Raw genomic sequence first — 15,825 nt, forward strand, 5'->3', positions numbered from 1 at the left:
TCTTAAGATTTGTTTACTCCGTCAGCCGATGGAGGGTGATTATCACAATTTCCGACGGCGCACCGATGCGCACGGGCAGTTGCGAAGTGCCAATCCCATTGGTGACAATGAGCGGTGTCTTTGCCGAATTGTAAGCCAGTCCGGTCACGAAACGGTTGCCGTAATGCGAAGGCAGTATCGGAGCGACTCCGAAAATACGTACTTGTCCGCCATGCGTATGCCCCGCTAAGGCAAGGTCGGTGTTGGCTACCGAAACGTCTTCTATATAATCCGGCGTGTGCACAAGCAGAATGACGAAATCTTCGGGAGAAAGTGCCAGCGAGGGTGATACGCCGTTGCTGGCAAGGTCGAAAGGATTGCGCACTCCGGCAACAAGAATCTGCTGACCGCCTTTGCGAATCGTATCTACTTTATGTTCGAGCACACGCATTCCGTAATACTCCATCGTACGTACAATATCGTCATGGCAGCGTTCGTAGTCGTTATTCCCCATTACTCCGTAAGTTCCCATCGGTGTCTTTACGCGCGATAGTGCGGCAAAGAGAGGTTCCACATATTCGCAGCCTTCCTGGTAATCGCCGCCCATCAAAAGGACATCTGCTTTCTGAGCGTTCAAAAGAGCGACAAGGCTGTTCAAGCCCTGTTCTTTAAACAGGCTCTTGTAGTGCAGGTCGGAAATGAAAGCGATGCGAAAGCCTTCAAATGCCTGGGGAACGTCGCGGTGGGTAAAGTCGTAGTTCACTACACGGTCTATGCCTGCATAAGCAGAAGAGAGTTTGACTGCCGAAAAGGTAATCTTTGTGCCACGGAGCACCCGGTCAGTCTGTTTGTTGCCGACTACCGTCTTGGGAGGCCGTGAATTATCCTTTTTGACTTTCGAGACGTCCAAGTCCTTGAGTTGCGAATGGTCGGGGGCGAACATTCCGGCTACGTCATCGGTACTCTCCGTACTATTCAGCGAAACGGAGTCGATGTTCAGAACAGGACGCGGCAAAGTGACTACCACACTCTTTTTCGACTTACAGGAAACCAGCAAAAACATTGCCAGCAGGAAAAAAGGGTATATTGTTTTCTTCATCTTCTATTTATTTTTTCTGAGACAGTTTATAAATTGCAAGGGCACAAAGATAGTACTTTCGACCGACTTATAGGACTTATCGCACAGTCTATTCCTTGTAAACTTCCTCGCAACCGCTCACAAACTTCTTCGCTACTGCTTGCAAAGTTGTACTCGACCGCCTATAATCTATAAACGAAGGCTTCATTTATAAAAACGCAACCTTCATTTTTATAAATGAAAGCTTCGTTTATAAAAATGAAGGTTGCAATTATAGTTTGTGAGTAATGAAAAAGAAGTTCAAATACCTTTAAAAAGAACTTTGGAAGTGCTTTAACAAAACTTTATCGTTAATAAAAACACTAGCCCGAATATATGACAAATGCATTGTTTTCAATATCTTTGCCCGCAAAAAACCTTTATAAAATATAAGAAAGATGGAAGTAGTAAAGCGCAACTCATTGCAAGCATGGATATTAGCAGCACGTCCCAAGACGCTCACAGGAGCTATTACCCCCGTTATGATAGGTACGGCGCTTGCCGCGATGGACGGACATTTTCATTGGTGGCCCGCTCTTGTCTGCTGCCTGTTTGCGGGTTTGATGCAGATTGCCGCCAATTTCATCAACGACCTCTTCGATTTCCTCAAAGGTACCGACCGGGAAGACCGCTTGGGACCGGAACGTGCCTGTGCACAAAGCTGGATTTCTCCGCAAGCAATGCGAAAAGGAATCGTCGCGACCGTTGTACTTGCCTGCCTCATCGGTTGCACGCTGCTCTTCTTTGCCGGATGGGAACTGATTATTGTGGGGATGCTTTGCGTATTGTTTGCCTTTCTTTACACCACAGGCCCCTATCCCCTCTCCTACAACGGCTGGGGCGATGTGCTGGTTATCGTCTTTTTCGGATTCGTGCCCGTAGGCGGAACTTACTACGTGCAGGCATTGACTTGGACGCCAGACGTCACTGTCGCCTCGCTCGTCTGCGGACTGCTTATCGACACGCTGTTGGTGGTGAACAACTACCGCGACCGCGAAGCGGACGCACGCAGTGGCAAACGAACTGTTATCGTGCGCTTCGGCGAGAAATTCGGACGTTATTTCTATCTGATATTGGGAACGGCCGCTTCGCTTCTCTGCCTGTATTTCCTTCTCGAAGGACATATCTACGCCGCTCTCCTTCCGCAACTTTACCTGCTTCCTCACATCTTCACCTGGCGACGGATGGTGAAGATACACAGTGGCAAAAAATTAAACAGCATATTAGGCGAGACTTCGCGTAATATGCTGCTTATGGGTATTCTCTTATCAATAGGAATGTTGTTAAATTGAGAATTCTCAATTTTTTCCGTACATCTTTTCGTAATAGCTTTGATAATCGCCACTGGTAACCTCTTCTACCCAAGCCTGGTTTTCCAAATACCATTCGATGGTCTTGACGATTCCGACTTCAAACTTCGTTTCCGGATACCAGCCTAAATCGGTGGTAATCTTCGTCGGGTCGATAGCGTAGCGCTGGTCGTGTCCCAGACGGTCTTTAACGAAAGTAATCAGTTCCTCGTTAATCCAGTCGATAGATATTTCGCCGTCAGCATTCTTCACTTTCTTCTTGAGTATCTTACGATATTCGGGACGTTCTGCCATCAGCCGGTGAATGGTGGCGATGGTCAGCTTCACGATTTCAAGATTGGTCTTTTCGTTGTGTCCGCCTACGTTGTAGACTTCGCCTTCCTTGCCTTCGCGCACTACGAGGTCGATAGCCTTGCAGTGGTCTTCCACATAGAGCCAGTCACGCACGTTGCTTCCGTCACCGTAGACGGGGAGGTTTTTACCTTCAAGGATATTCTTTATAATCAACGGAATCAGTTTCTCAGGAAAGTGGTAAGGACCGTAGTTATTGGAACAACGGGTAATCGTAACCGGCATCTTGTATGTATCATGATAAGCCATTACGACCATATCCGCACTTGTTTTGGAAGCACTGTAGGGGCTGTGTGGGCAAAGCGGGGTTGTCTCGGTGAAGTATCCTTCGGCTCCGAGAGAACCATACACCTCGTCGGTAGACACCTGATGGTAGCGTACTCCTTTTCTCCAAGTCGGATATCCCTGCTCGTCCTTGCCCATCACCCATGCACGGCGTGCACAGTCAAGCAGGTTTTGTGTTCCGAGGATGTTCGTAATCAGGAAGAGTTGCGGATTCTCGATGCTGCGGTCTACGTGGCTTTCGGCAGCAAAGTTCACAACATAGTCAAAGCGGTATTCGGCAAAAAGAACATCTACAACTTCGCGGCTGCAAATGTCTCCCTTGACAAAAATGCAGCGTTCGTTGTCGATGTCTTTGGCGATGGTTCCCAAGTTGCCGGCATACGTCAGCGCATCCAATATCACGACTTTGACATCGTTGTGCTTGGCCAAGATGTACTTAATATAATTCGCACCGATAAAGCCTGCGGCACCGGTCACTAAATAAGTTTTCATATTCTTATGTCTTTATGTTGATTTCAGGATTGTTTTGCCAGTTCGATAAGGTATTTGCCGTATTCGGTCTTTTCAAGGCGTTGTCCCAACAGAAGCAGTTGTTCGGCCGATATCCATCCCTGGCGCCAAGCGATTTCTTCAATACAACTGATGTAGAATCCCTGGCGGTTCTGTATGGTAGCCACGAAGTTGGATGCTTCCAGCAGGCTGTCGCAATTTCCCGTATCCAGCCAAGCAAAGCCGCGTCCGAAGAGCTCTACTTTCAGCGTGCCTTCTTCGAGGTAGAGGCGGTTCAAATCCGTTATCTCATACTCGCCGCGTGCCGAAGGGCGAAGAGCCGCCGCTTTCTCGGTCACGCTGGCATCATAGAAATAAAGTCCGGGCACTGCATAGTTGCTTTTCGGCATTTCGGGCTTCTCTTCCAAAGAAAGCACATTCCCTTGTCCGTCGAATTCGACCACACCGTAGGCGCGGGGGTCTTTCACATAATAGCCGAAGATACAGGCTCCTTTCTCCAGACTTGCCGCACGGCGGAGTATGGCGGAGAAGCCTTGTCCGTAGAACATATTGTCACCGAGAATGAGACATCCCGGTTCACCGTTCAGGAAGTCGGCTCCGAGAACGAAAGCCTGTGCCAGTCCGTTGGGCTGTTCTTGAATCTTGTAGGAAAACGACATACCCAGTTCTTCACCTGTCCCCAACAGGTCACGGAACATCGGCAAGTCGCGAGGGGTTGAGATTACCAGTACTTCACGTATGCCTGCCAGCATCAGTGTAGACAACGGATAATAAATCATCGGTTTGTCATATACAGGCATAATCTGTTTAGAAATCGCTTTGGAAAGCGGATAAAGGCGAGTAGCACTCCCCCCGGCAAGAATAATTCCTTTCATGTTCGTCAGAATTGATTGTTAACTGCGTGCAAATGTCGGAAAGAATTCCGACATGACAAAAATAATGTATTATTATTTATCAGCCAATTCAATAACCTCCAAATCGCTGAACGTGCCCCGGTCGATAACAAACCGCACCAACGTCCGCACTTTATGAAAGCCCGACATCCCTGCCGCACCCGGATTGATGTGCAGCATATTCAGCGTCTTGTCGTATTTCACCTTTAATATATGCGAATGTCCGCTAATGAAAAGTTTGGGCGGGCGCGTCATCAGGCTACCGGCAATCGAAGCGTCATACTTTCCCGGATAGCCGCCGATGTGTTTCATCAGCACTTCCGCACCGTCCACCGTGAAGCGGTTCACCTGTGGAAACAGTTTCCGGATTTCCTGCCCGTCGATATTCCCGTAGACGGCACGCAAGGGACGAAAAGCCGCCAACTTCTCCGCAACTTCCAATGAGCCAATATCTCCCACGTGCCAAATCTCATCGCACGGTTCGAAATATTGCAGGTATTTCTCGTCCCACCAAGCATGGGTATCCGATAATAATCCGATTCTTGTCATAAAATTCTTTGTTTAACGCACACAAAGATATGGCAACTTTTTCATGTATAAAACATCAGCCATTAAAGAATTTCATTCAGTTCCAGATACCCAAACTGAATCTCATCATCCAACACCATTATAATACGATTATACTCTGAATCATAACAAAATACACCAATATTGTAACCTACATCCAACGTTTTTATATAATTACCCTCCAAATCATATACCAAAAGTTTAGAGACAGAAATATTACCCGCATCGGGATTCCTCTCGCCAGAATACCCCACAATAATCCGATTATTACAGATTATAATACTCCCATAATAATAAATCATAGCATTATTAGTCGCATTATCCCAGTTAGGACCATAGATATAATGCTTCAGCTCCCCTTTAAGATTGTAAATGGCCAACAAATCGTGATGGTCATAACTGACTGCAATTAAATCATCTTTTAAAGAAACAGCATAACGGAATCTTTTTCTTTCAACTTCGGGATGCCCATCCACCAAAGTATGTATATCTCCGGTCTTCATATTCCAAGTCACCAGAGATTCTTGAAAATGCTTGCCTGGTTCCGCCACGATACAACAAGCGTAACAAAGGGTATCATTGACATAAGAAAACATAACAGGTGTTGCCGCTTTATTCAAATCAAATCTATATGTAGGCACACAATCGGAATTAGTTAAAATACGATTCAAATCATAACCTAATATTTTCATTTTTCCATAGTCAGCGACATAAATACATTGATGTATGCTATCTGGTATGAGTTCGCCCAAACGTGTTATTTGATTAGGCCCCTCTCCTGGATGTCCTGTCCCTGTGATATATGAGAAGTCTTTTTTATCAAAGAGCAATATTTGATTTTTTTCCGAAAGTCTATCGGCTAATATAAAATAATCACCTAACACATAAGGCCTTGCCATCCCTACAAGCGGAGTGTCTATCACGATTTCGTAAACCAATTCTTTTACATTCAAAACATTGTCGGAATGGCGTAGATGTTTATCAATGCCCGAACGATTGGAGCATCCGTACAAGAAAGCTAATAAGACAAGGGATACAAGGTGTTTCATAAAGGAATTTGTTTTCAAAAAATCTATTTTTCAGACTTTAAATAATAAACGACTAAAGCATCTTCTCCATTTTCCAAATGCTTGAGTATTTCACCACCCATTCTTTTTCGGGATTCTTCATCAAAAAGGTTATAAGTAGCAGAATTAAGCCAACAATATATATGTTTTTCATCCATATATATAGGAAAATTAAAATGTAAAAGAGATAAAATAAAATCCCTATCATATACAGTTTTTGAAAAAGCCTGCTTCTCTAAATCGATTGCAAGTACTGCTTTTTTAGAATCGTAAAAAACAGATGATAACAAAAGATTCCCACAGATAAAAGGAGTCTCATAAAAATAACTAAACTTACTTGATTTTCTTTGTTTAACCACTTCCTGATAATTGTTCCGCACACTTTCGGGAAGACCTCGTTCAAAAGTTATTTCGTATTTCCGATTTAGTTCACCGGCAGCATTCAAAATATAGACATCGTCCGAAACAGGATAATTATAAACGATATTTGTACCACATCTTTTAAGACAGCCAATATTCAAATGACCCCGTGTCGTTTTTTCATCAAAAGACAATAAAACCTGTTTTATATTGAACTCCGAATCAGTCAATATCAATTGATTGCCCGTGCTCAATTCAACATCCAATCCTAATAGAAAATTTCTGTCTGAAGTAATGGCCAAATCATTTACCCCCTCTAATATACCATTATAAACATATTCACCTATAAAATCTCCATTTAAAGTATAATTCAAAATCCTCCTTTGACTCGAATCCAATAGATAAATGTGCTTATCAGCCACATCAAAATCAGTTATTTTATGGTATTCTCCGGGACCTTGCCCTTGTTGTCCTATTTTACGAAGAAAAGTCCCTGTGTTATCCCAAACTGTCAAAGAAGCATTTCCAAAATAATCCAATAAATAAATCTTATCATCAATCACCAAACATTTATTTATTTGTTTCAACAAAGCATCTTCGCAAGTTGCATTTAACGGAATAATCGATATTGAATCTACCTTATCAATCATATTTCGTTGTTCTGCAAGTTTTTCAACAGTCAGATTTACTGTTTTGGCATTAAACATTTGCTTTTTATCCGATTTTCCGCAAGCTGAAAAAAACATTAGAAGAAAGCTGTAAATCAATAGTTTTCTCATTCTAAAAAAGGGATGATTCTTATCTACCATTCTATTCATTATATATTTAATTTAATACATTCATTTCAATTTTCTTCCTACAAAAAATTGTAGGAAGAAAATTACACATAAAAGATATTAGCAACTTAACACAATACAGCCGTACAATTATACTCATTTTCACATTTACAATGAATACCATCTCCAGTAAACCAAAGAGGACAATCATACAATTCACTTGGTCCTGTATTACCATTTGAGTTTGCTTCATTGTTAGCCAGCGCTTCTACATTAGCCAACATTAAATCAGACATTATATCCTTTTTTTGATTTGTATAAACACCATATCCTGCTACTGCTGCTACTACTGCAACAAAAGTTACTCTCATTACTTTCTTCATTATTTCTATTTTTATTTTAAAGATTTTATTTTTTATCTATTTCCGTATCTATCCTTTCAACGGAAAAGCAAACATATTGCTTGTTCAATTTATATCAAAGTATACACCTTCTTCCAACTGATAAATATGTGAATAACTTTTATGACAGACAACCACCGAAACTTCCTTTTCTACCACTATGGACTTTTGTTTAACAAAAAGACAACAACAAATCCTATACACATAGTTCTGCATAAAAAACAAGAAAATACAAAAAGCAATCAAAGCGACCAACCAGGTTATATCTCTACCGGAAAATATCATCCACCAGGAATCGTAAAGATATCCGGTTACACCTACTTCACATCTACATCCTATATAAGAAACGGTCAAACTATCCGACTTTGACAAATAAAAGGAATCTGTTGAATAAGTATAAGTTTCATGTTCCTGCCAGTCTGATACAGAAATACGTATGGCTGTTTTTCCGAAAAATCCTAATTCAGCCAAACGATTCTTCCAAACAATGTTTAATGAATCGGCATTTAAAGGAGATATATGTAGAAGATAAGAGTGCACTCCTCTCAAGTCGTCCGAAGACTGTTCTATGTTGTGAATGTATTTTTCATAAGGAATCCAAAAGTCTTTTTTACCGGCTTCGTTCCTTAATGTTACCTTTATCGGTTCTTTTTTGCTATTGACAACATCCTCTAACAATCGAATATTCCCCGACAAATGGCAATACACATCGATACTCTTCCATTTCTGCAACTCTTCCTGCAAAGCTACATGAAAAGTGCTACGCGCCTACGTTTGCCAAAACCCTAACCGGTCCTGATACAGAAACCAGCCAGTAACTCCTGCCGTCACGAGACCTATGACCACATATATCAACAATAGTATGCTATCTTCTTTTTTCATCGTATATCCGTGTGTTGCTCATTTTCAGACACCAAAGTTAGACATTTTTTCCAACGACAGACCGTTTCTCGGTTAAAGAAATGATGCCGTTTTCCTTTTTAGTATTTTTATCGCAAAATATTCTCAATAAAATGCATCGGACTATGGTAAAAAGACTATATTTGGAAAAATCTTAAAGCACATGAAAAACAAATATAATTATTTCAAGAGAGACATCAGTTGGCTGTCGTTCAACTACCGCGTACTACTAGAAGCACTGGATGAGCATCTTCCGCTCTACGAACGCATTAATTTTATCTCCATCTACTCGTCCAACCTTGAGGAGTTTTACAAAATCCGCGTAGCCGACCATAAAGCCGTTGCTTCGGGAGCTACGGAAAGTGACGAAGAAACCGTGCAATCCGCCTGCGAACTGGTAGAAGAAATCAATCGGGAAGTCAACCGCCAACTGGACGATCGTGTGCGTATCTACGAGCAGAAGATACTACCTGCCTTGCGCAAAAATCACATCATATTTTATCAGGACAGCCACGTAGAACCGTTTCATCAGCAGTTTATCGAGGACTTTTTCAAGGAAGAAATCTTCCCCTACCTGCAACCCGTTCCCGTGTCGAAAGACAAAATCGTCTCTTTCCTGCGAGACAACCGACTCTATCTCGCCATCCGTGCCTATCTGAAAAACGGAGATACACACATACCTTATTATTTTGTCATGAAGCAACCCTACGCCAAAGTGCCCCGTTTCATCGAACTTCCCGCACACGAAAAGAACCATTACCTGATGTTTGCCGAAGACATCATCAAGGCAAACCTTCCCCTCATCTTTCCCGGTTACGACATCGACTCAAGCTACTGCATCAAAATATCGCGCGATGCCGATATCCTGATTGACGACACCGCCAGCAGCGCCGACCTCGTTGCCCAACTGAAAAAGAAGGTGAAGAAACGCAAGATAGGTGACGTGTGTCGCTTTGTCTATGACCGTGCCATGCCGCAAGACTTTCTTGATTTTCTCGTAGACGCCTTCTGCATCCAGCGCGACGAACTTGTCCCCGGCGACAAGCACCTTAACCTGGAAGACCTGCGCCATCTGCCCAACCCGACCAAATCCGCACACACCGTCGAAAAGCCGAAGCCGATGAAACTCACCGTTCTCGACGAAAAGGAATCCATCTTCAACTATGTTGCCCGGAAGGACTTGCTGCTCTATTACCCGTATCACTCGTTCGAACACTTCATCCATTTCCTCTACGAAGCCGTGCACAATCCGGAGACCCGCGAAATCATGGTAACACAATATCGCGTAGCCGAAAACTCGGCAGTCATCAACACCCTGATAGCTGCCGCACAGAACGGCAAGAAGGTAACCGTATTCGTAGAACTGAAAGCACGCTTCGACGAGGAAAACAACCTCGCCACCGCCGAAATGATGCAGGCTGCCGGCATCAAGATAATCTACAGCCTACCCGGACTGAAAGTACACGCCAAAGTCGCCCTTATCCGGCGTCGCGGCCCGAACGGTGAGAAACTGCCCGGTTACGCCTACATCAGCACCGGCAACTTCAACGAAAAAACCGCCACCCTATATGCCGACTGCGGACTTTTCACGTGCCGCAAAGAGATTGTGAACGACCTCTACAACCTGTTCCGCACGCTACAAGGCAAGCAGACACCGAAATTCTCTACCCTACTTGTTGCCCGCTTCAACCTTATTCCGGAGCTGAACCGCCTCATCGACCGCGAGATTGCCCTCGCCAATCAAGGCAAACAAGGACGCATCATTCTCAAAATGAATGCTCTGCAAGACCCCGTCATGATTGACCGTCTCTACGAAGCCTCCGAACACGGCGTACAAATCGACCTTATCGTCCGCGGTATCTGCTGCCTTATCCCCGGCAAGCCCTACAGCCGCAACATCCGTGTCACCCGCATTGTGGACAGTTTTCTGGAGCACGCCCGCATCTGGTACTTCGGCAACGACGGCAACCCCAAAGTATTCATGGGCTCACCCGACTGGATGCGTCGTAACCTCTACCGGCGTATCGAAGCCGTCACCCCCGTTCTCGACAACGACCTGCGCGACAGCCTGATAAAGATGCTCGACATCCAGCTTGCCGACAATCAAAAGGCCTGCCGGGTAGACGACGAACTGCGAAACGTGTTCAAAAAACGCTCCTCCGGCACACCCGCCATACGCGCACAATATGCGTTTTACAAATGGTTGTCATCCGCTATTCCGTATCAGGCCAATTGTATCTCTCTTTGAAGCGACATTCGATTCGGCAGAGGAAATGGTTTAAATAGCCACTATAAGATTATTATTGAGGAAAATTTAAACAGGCTCTTATATAAAACTAATCTTTTTCCTGCGATGGCCTGTCGGCTGCCATGCGAATGTCTGTCGGTTTTCTTACTAAAATTTATTCGTCTGACTATAGTGACCGTTTCGTCTGACTATAGTCAGACGAAAGAAACACTACAGTCAGACGCAAGTTCAACTATAGTCAGACGAATAAATTTATGCATTCCGACCGTTAGTCTGTAGGCAACGGAAAATTAAATCGTAGGCAATTCTCCGTTAACCGATAGGGTGAACATAAGCATCCGATGAAGTACACTATAAAAAAAGGATGTCTCCGCAATTCTGTAACAGAATTGTAACATAAATGATATGCTGCTGCAATGTGAAATTACGTCCTTTGCTTCCGTAAATAACATACGAACAATTTATGGAAACAATCTATTTATGTATCATCATCTTCCTCTTCGCCCTTGCCATCTTTGACCTGGCAGTCGGAGTAAGCAACGATGCGGTAAACTTCCTTAACTCGGCAGTAGGAGCCAAAGCCGCTTCGTTCAAAACCATCCTGTTCATTGCAGGCTTGGGAATATTCATCGGTGCGGCACTGTCCAACGGTATGATGGACATCGCCCGGCACGGTATATACCAACCCCAGCATTTTTACTTTGCCGAAATCATGTGTATCCTGCTTGCCGTGATGCTGACCGACGTGGTGCTGCTCGATGTGTTCAATTCGATGGGAATGCCTACCTCTACCACCGTCTCGATGGTATTCGAACTCCTCGGAGGTACATTCGCCCTCTCTCTCATCAAGGTGCAGGGCAGCGACACCCTCGGCTTAGGCGACCTAATCAATACCGACAAAGCACTCTCCGTCATCATGGCAATCTTCGTATCCGTAGCCATTGCCTTCTTCTTCGGGATGATAGTGCAATGGATAGCCCGCGTCGTCTTTACCTTCAATTATAAGAGAAAGATGAAATACAGCATCGCCCTCTTCGGTGGGATAGCTGCCACCTCCATCCTCTACTTCATGCTCTTCAAAGGGCTGAAAGAAAGCTCGTTCATGACTCCCGAAAACAAACAGTGGATACAGGCAAACGCCTGGATGCTCATCGCCTCCTTCTTAGTATTCTTCACCCTGCTGATGCAGGTGCTGCACTGGTGCAAGGTGAATGTATTCAGGATTGTCGTCCTGATGGGTACTTTCGCTCTCGCATTAGCGTTTGCGGGCAACGACCTCGTCAATTTCATCGGTATCCCGTTGACAGGCTTCTCCGCTTTTATGGACTACACTGCCAATGGTAACGGTAATGCCAACGGTTTTCTGATGTCTTCGCTATTGGGAGCCGCACAGACACCGTGGTATTTCCTCGTCGGCGCCGGAGCCGTCATGGTCTATGCCTTGTGTACTTCCAAAAAGGCACAAGCCGTTATCAAGACTTCCGTCGACCTTGCCCGGCAGGACGAGAGCGAAGAGGCCTTCGGCAGCACACCCATAGCCCGCACACTGGTTCGTTTCAGCATGACACTTGCCAACGGAATAGCTTCCATCACCCCCGAAAGCACCAAAGCATGGCTGAACAAACGCTTCCGCAAAGACGAAGCCATCATTGCCGACGGTGCTGCATTCGACCTTGTACGTGCATCTGTCAATCTTGTGTTGGCAAGCCTGCTCATCGCTTTGGGTACTTCGCTGAAACTCCCCTTGTCTACTACCTACGTTACCTTTATGGTAGCAATGGGTACTTCGCTCGCCGACCGTGCCTGGGGACGCGACTCCGCCGTCTACCGCATCACCGGCGTACTGAGCGTCATCGGCGGCTGGTTCATCACTGCCGGAGCTGCTTTTACCATCTGTTTCATCGTCACCTTCATCCTTCATTACGGCGGCAATGTCTCCATCATTGTCCTCGTCGGTCTGGCTGTCTTTATCCTCATACGTAGCCAGGTGATGTACAACAAACGGAACAAAAAAGCACAGGACAGCGAAACCTTCAAGCAACTGCTACAGACATCGGACAACCAAGAGGCTCTGCAACTGATGCGCAAGCACACCGGCGAGGAGCTTGGTAAAGTACTCAAGTATGCCGAAACAAACTTCGAACTGGCGGTAAACTCCTTCATCCACGAAAACCTGCGGGGATTGCGCCGTGCAACGGACGCCACCAAATTCGAGAAACAGCTTATCAAGCAGATGAAACGCACGGGAACCGTAGCCATGTGCCGCCTCGACAGCCAGACCGTGCTGGAGAAAGGGCTTTACTACTATCAGGGAAATGACTTTGCCGGCGAACTGGTGTACAGCATCGCTCGCCTGTGCGAACCTTGCCTGGAGCATATCGACAACAACTTCAACCCCTTAGACGCTATTCAGAAAGGAGAATTCAAGGATGCCACCGAAGACATCACCTACTTCATCCACCAATGCCGCAAAAAGATGGAAAATAACGAGTACGACAGCATCGAGGAAGAGGCACGACTGGCAGACAACCTCAACCGGCAACTCTCGTCACTGAAACACAAAGAGCTGCAACGCATCCAGCATCAGACGGGAAGCATCCGCGTGAGCGTCATCTACCTGACCATGATTCAGGAAGCGCAAAACGTGGTGACTTATACCCTCAACCTGATGAAAGCCAACCGCAAGTTTCAGACGGACAAAATACCGACTGCCCAGCATACCGCCGACATCGAAACCACCGGACTATATACCGAATAAGCATCGGTTTATAGGGCGTGTTGTGTGCCTGTTCCGATTTTTTGCGTAACTTTGCCGCATAATTTAGTAAGAATAGTATGATTTCTGTTGACGGACTTGCCGTAGAATTTGGCGGCACTACTTTATTTAGTGATATTTCCTTCGTAATTAATGAAAAAGACCGCATCGCCCTGATGGGAAAGAACGGAGCGGGAAAGAGTACACTCCTGAAGATTTTAGCAGGTGTGCGCCAGCCTACCCGCGGCAAGGTTTCCGCCCCGAAAGATTGCGTAGTGGCGTATCTGCCGCAACACCTGATGACGGAAGACGGACGCACCGTGTTCGACGAAACGGCACAGGCTTTCGCCCATCTGCACGAGATGGAAGCCGAGATTGAACGGTTGAACAAGGAGTTGGAGACGCGAACGGATTACGAAAGTGACAGCTATATGTCGCTGATTGAGCAAGTGTCGGCACTGAGCGAGAAGTTCTACTCGATTGACGCCACCAACTACGAGGAGGATGTAGAGAAAGCACTGTTGGGATTAGGATTCAAGCGGACGGATTTCCAACGTCAGACGAGCGATTTCAGTGGCGGATGGCGGATGCGCATCGAATTGGCGAAACTGCTGTTGCAGAAACCGGACGTGCTGCTGCTCGACGAGCCGACCAATCACCTCGACATCGAATCTATCCAGTGGTTGGAAGATTTCTTAATCAATAACGGCAAGGCAGTGATTGTGATTAGTCACGACCGTAAATTCGTAGACAATATCACGACGCGCACCATCGAAGTGACGATGGGACGCATTTATGACTATAAAGTGAACTACTCACAATACCTGCAACTGCGCAAGGAACGCCGCGAACAGCAACAGAAGGCGTATGACGAACAGCAGAAATTCATCGCCGAGACGAAGGAGTTTATCGAACGGTTCAAGGGAACATACTCCAAGACATTACAGGTGCAGAGCCGCGTGAAGATGTTGGAGAAGTTAGTATTGCTGGAAGTGGACGAAGAGGATACATCGGCATTGCGGCTGAAATTCCCGCCCTCACCGCGTTCGGGCAGTTATCCGGTAGTGATGGAAGGCGTAGGAAAGGCATATGGCGAAAAGACTGTATTCCGCAACGCCAACCTTACGATTGAGCGCGGCGATAAGGTGGCTTTCGTCGGCAAGAACGGCGAGGGTAAGTCTACGCTTGTAAAGTGCATCATGAAGGAGATAGAACATGACGGCACACTGACACTGGGACACAACGTGCAAATCGGATACTTCGCGCAAAACCAGGCCTCGCTGATAGACGAGAACCTGACGGTGTTTCAAACGATTGACGACGTGGCGAAGGGTGAGATTCGGAACAAGATTCGTGATTTGTTAGGAGCTTTCATGTTCGGAGGTCCGGAAGAGTCGATGAAGAAGGTGAAGGTGTTGTCCGGTGGTGAACGTACGCGGCTGGCGATGATAAAGTTGCTGCTGGAACCTGTCAATCTTCTGATTCTCGACGAGCCGACCAATCATCTCGATATGAAAACCAAAGATATCCTGAAGCAAGCATTACTCGACTTCGACGGCACACTGATTGTCGTTTCGCACGACCGTGACTTCCTCGACGGACTGGTAACGAAAGTCTATGAATTTGGTAACCAAAAGGTGACGGAACATCTTAGCGGTATCTATGAATTCCTGGAGAAGAAGAAAATGGAGTCGCTACAGGAGTTGGAAAAGAAATAATAAATTAATAAAAAAGAAGACAGGTAACGATAAGCAGAAAAAAAGTATTCTTATATTTGTGTTATTTAATTCTCCAAACGAAAGGATGAAAGGGAAGAAACGAATTATAGTAACCGTACTATTTTTAATCAACATCATCATGTTGATAGCTGCCGTTATCCCCCATCATCACCACAACGGGACAATCTGTATGAAACAGGACTTACCTGTAGAACAGCAGTGTCCCGTACACGGACATCACCACCATCATCCCGACAATGATGCGTGTTGCGGCAGCGAATGCCTGACGCATTTTCAGTCACCTATCCCATCCGTACATACAGACAGCAAACCGGACTATGTATTCATTGCTACCCTGTTCACGGATGTAATCATCGAACATCTGTTGCGCCCGCAAGAAAGACGGATTAAGAATTACTACGTCTACCGCGACTCCCTGCACGGCACGGATACTCCCCGTGCCACCTCGCTACGTGCCCCTCCCTACCACACTGTTTTTGCGTAAAACGTGAATGCAAACACGTTGCATACGCATCACCTTATCTTTGCAACGTAAAAAAACAGTAAAACTTAGTAGGAAGACATCAT

At 45.5% G+C, this 15,825-nt stretch carries 13 protein-coding genes; 5 read left to right on the top strand and 8 right to left on the bottom strand.

Features of this window, described 5'->3' with window-relative positions; all coding sequences use genetic code 11:
- Nucleotides 1-13 precede the first annotated feature (13 nt).
- Nucleotides 14-1,078, bottom strand: a complete 1,065-nt coding sequence (locus QZ331_RS06105; protein WP_294628964.1) for a metallophosphoesterase — start codon at nt 1,076-1,078, stop codon at nt 14-16.
- A 416-nt stretch (nt 1,079-1,494) separates the two neighbouring features.
- Here QZ331_RS06105 and QZ331_RS06110 point away from each other — a divergent pair, with 416 nt between their 5' ends.
- The gene (locus QZ331_RS06110; RefSeq protein WP_294628966.1) at nt 1,495-2,388 is read left to right on the top strand and encodes a 1,4-dihydroxy-2-naphthoate polyprenyltransferase; all 894 of its coding nucleotides are present in this window, start codon (nt 1,495-1,497) and stop codon (nt 2,386-2,388) included.
- 6 nt (nt 2,389-2,394) lie between these two features.
- On the opposite strand, the gene rfbB is transcribed toward QZ331_RS06110, so the two are convergent.
- The 7 genes from rfbB to QZ331_RS06145 all read right to left on the bottom strand — a co-directional run bounded on the left by rfbB (nt 2,395) and on the right by QZ331_RS06145 (nt 8,294).
- Complete coding sequence (rfbB, locus tag QZ331_RS06115) at nt 2,395-3,534, bottom strand: dTDP-glucose 4,6-dehydratase (protein ID WP_294628968.1); 1,140 nt, start codon at nt 3,532-3,534, stop codon at nt 2,395-2,397.
- Between the two features lie 23 nt (nt 3,535-3,557).
- Nucleotides 3,558-4,427 (bottom strand): glucose-1-phosphate thymidylyltransferase RfbA, encoded by an 870-nt coding sequence (gene rfbA, locus QZ331_RS06120; protein WP_294628970.1) that lies wholly within the window; start codon nt 4,425-4,427, stop codon nt 3,558-3,560.
- 72 nt (nt 4,428-4,499) lie between these two features.
- A complete protein-coding gene (locus QZ331_RS06125) occupies nt 4,500-4,994 on the bottom strand; it encodes a metallophosphoesterase family protein (protein WP_294628972.1) in 495 nt (164 codons plus the stop codon).
- A gap of 62 nt (nt 4,995-5,056) precedes the next feature.
- Nucleotides 5,057-6,061, bottom strand: coding sequence for a 6-bladed beta-propeller (locus tag QZ331_RS06130; RefSeq protein ID WP_294628974.1), 1,005 nt, complete (start codon nt 6,059-6,061; stop codon nt 5,057-5,059).
- 23 nt (nt 6,062-6,084) lie between these two features.
- Nucleotides 6,085-7,248: a 6-bladed beta-propeller gene (locus tag QZ331_RS06135; protein WP_294628976.1), complete on the bottom strand. Its 1,164-nt coding sequence runs from the start codon at nt 7,246-7,248 to the stop codon at nt 6,085-6,087.
- 95 nt (nt 7,249-7,343) lie between these two features.
- Nucleotides 7,344-7,598, bottom strand: coding sequence for an NVEALA domain-containing protein (locus QZ331_RS06140; RefSeq protein ID WP_294628978.1), 255 nt, complete (start codon nt 7,596-7,598; stop codon nt 7,344-7,346).
- 84 nt (nt 7,599-7,682) lie between these two features.
- On the bottom strand, nt 7,683-8,294 hold the full coding sequence (locus QZ331_RS06145) for a hypothetical protein (protein WP_294628980.1): 612 nt from the start codon (nt 8,292-8,294) through the stop codon (nt 7,683-7,685).
- Nucleotides 8,295-8,679: 385 nt separating this feature from the next.
- On the opposite strand from QZ331_RS06145, the gene QZ331_RS06150 reads away from it, so the two are divergent.
- From QZ331_RS06150 to QZ331_RS06165, 4 genes are all read left to right on the top strand, one after another.
- Nucleotides 8,680-10,764: an RNA degradosome polyphosphate kinase gene (locus tag QZ331_RS06150; RefSeq protein WP_294628982.1), complete on the top strand. Its 2,085-nt coding sequence runs from the start codon at nt 8,680-8,682 to the stop codon at nt 10,762-10,764.
- A gap of 463 nt (nt 10,765-11,227) precedes the next feature.
- Complete coding sequence (locus QZ331_RS06155) at nt 11,228-13,522, top strand: inorganic phosphate transporter (protein ID WP_294628983.1); 2,295 nt, start codon at nt 11,228-11,230, stop codon at nt 13,520-13,522.
- Nucleotides 13,523-13,599: 77 nt separating this feature from the next.
- Nucleotides 13,600-15,237: an ABC-F family ATP-binding cassette domain-containing protein gene (locus tag QZ331_RS06160; RefSeq protein WP_294628985.1), complete on the top strand. Its 1,638-nt coding sequence runs from the start codon at nt 13,600-13,602 to the stop codon at nt 15,235-15,237.
- An 85-nt stretch (nt 15,238-15,322) separates the two neighbouring features.
- Nucleotides 15,323-15,742, top strand: coding sequence for a DUF6769 family protein (locus QZ331_RS06165; RefSeq protein ID WP_294628987.1), 420 nt, complete (start codon nt 15,323-15,325; stop codon nt 15,740-15,742).
- The last annotated feature ends 83 nt before the right edge of the window (nt 15,743-15,825 follow it).

The sequence above is a fragment of the uncultured Bacteroides sp. genome, assembly GCF_910586915.1.
Taxonomy (GTDB): Bacteria; Bacteroidota; Bacteroidia; order Bacteroidales; family Bacteroidaceae; genus Bacteroides.

Bases quoted from the DNA above. Each gene is read 5' to 3' on its own strand.
- QZ331_RS06105 (WP_294628964.1), bottom strand. From the start codon at position 1,078: ATGAAGAAAACAATATACCCTTTTTTCCTGCTGGCAATGTTTTTGCTG.
- QZ331_RS06110 (WP_294628966.1), top strand. From the start codon at position 1,495: ATGGAAGTAGTAAAGCGCAACTCATTGCAAGCATGGATATTAGCAGCA.
- rfbB (WP_294628968.1), bottom strand. From the start codon at position 3,534: ATGAAAACTTATTTAGTGACCGGTGCCGCAGGCTTTATCGGTGCGAAT.
- rfbA (WP_294628970.1), bottom strand. From the start codon at position 4,427: ATGAAAGGAATTATTCTTGCCGGGGGGAGTGCTACTCGCCTTTATCCG.
- QZ331_RS06125 (WP_294628972.1), bottom strand. From the start codon at position 4,994: ATGACAAGAATCGGATTATTATCGGATACCCATGCTTGGTGGGACGAG.
- QZ331_RS06130 (WP_294628974.1), bottom strand. From the start codon at position 6,061: ATGAAACACCTTGTATCCCTTGTCTTATTAGCTTTCTTGTACGGATGC.
- QZ331_RS06135 (WP_294628976.1), bottom strand. From the start codon at position 7,248: ATGGTAGATAAGAATCATCCCTTTTTTAGAATGAGAAAACTATTGATT.
- QZ331_RS06140 (WP_294628978.1), bottom strand. From the start codon at position 7,598: ATGAAGAAAGTAATGAGAGTAACTTTTGTTGCAGTAGTAGCAGCAGTA.
- QZ331_RS06150 (WP_294628982.1), top strand. From the start codon at position 8,680: ATGAAAAACAAATATAATTATTTCAAGAGAGACATCAGTTGGCTGTCG.
- QZ331_RS06155 (WP_294628983.1), top strand. From the start codon at position 11,228: ATGGAAACAATCTATTTATGTATCATCATCTTCCTCTTCGCCCTTGCC.
- QZ331_RS06160 (WP_294628985.1), top strand. From the start codon at position 13,600: ATGATTTCTGTTGACGGACTTGCCGTAGAATTTGGCGGCACTACTTTA.
- QZ331_RS06165 (WP_294628987.1), top strand. From the start codon at position 15,323: ATGAAAGGGAAGAAACGAATTATAGTAACCGTACTATTTTTAATCAAC.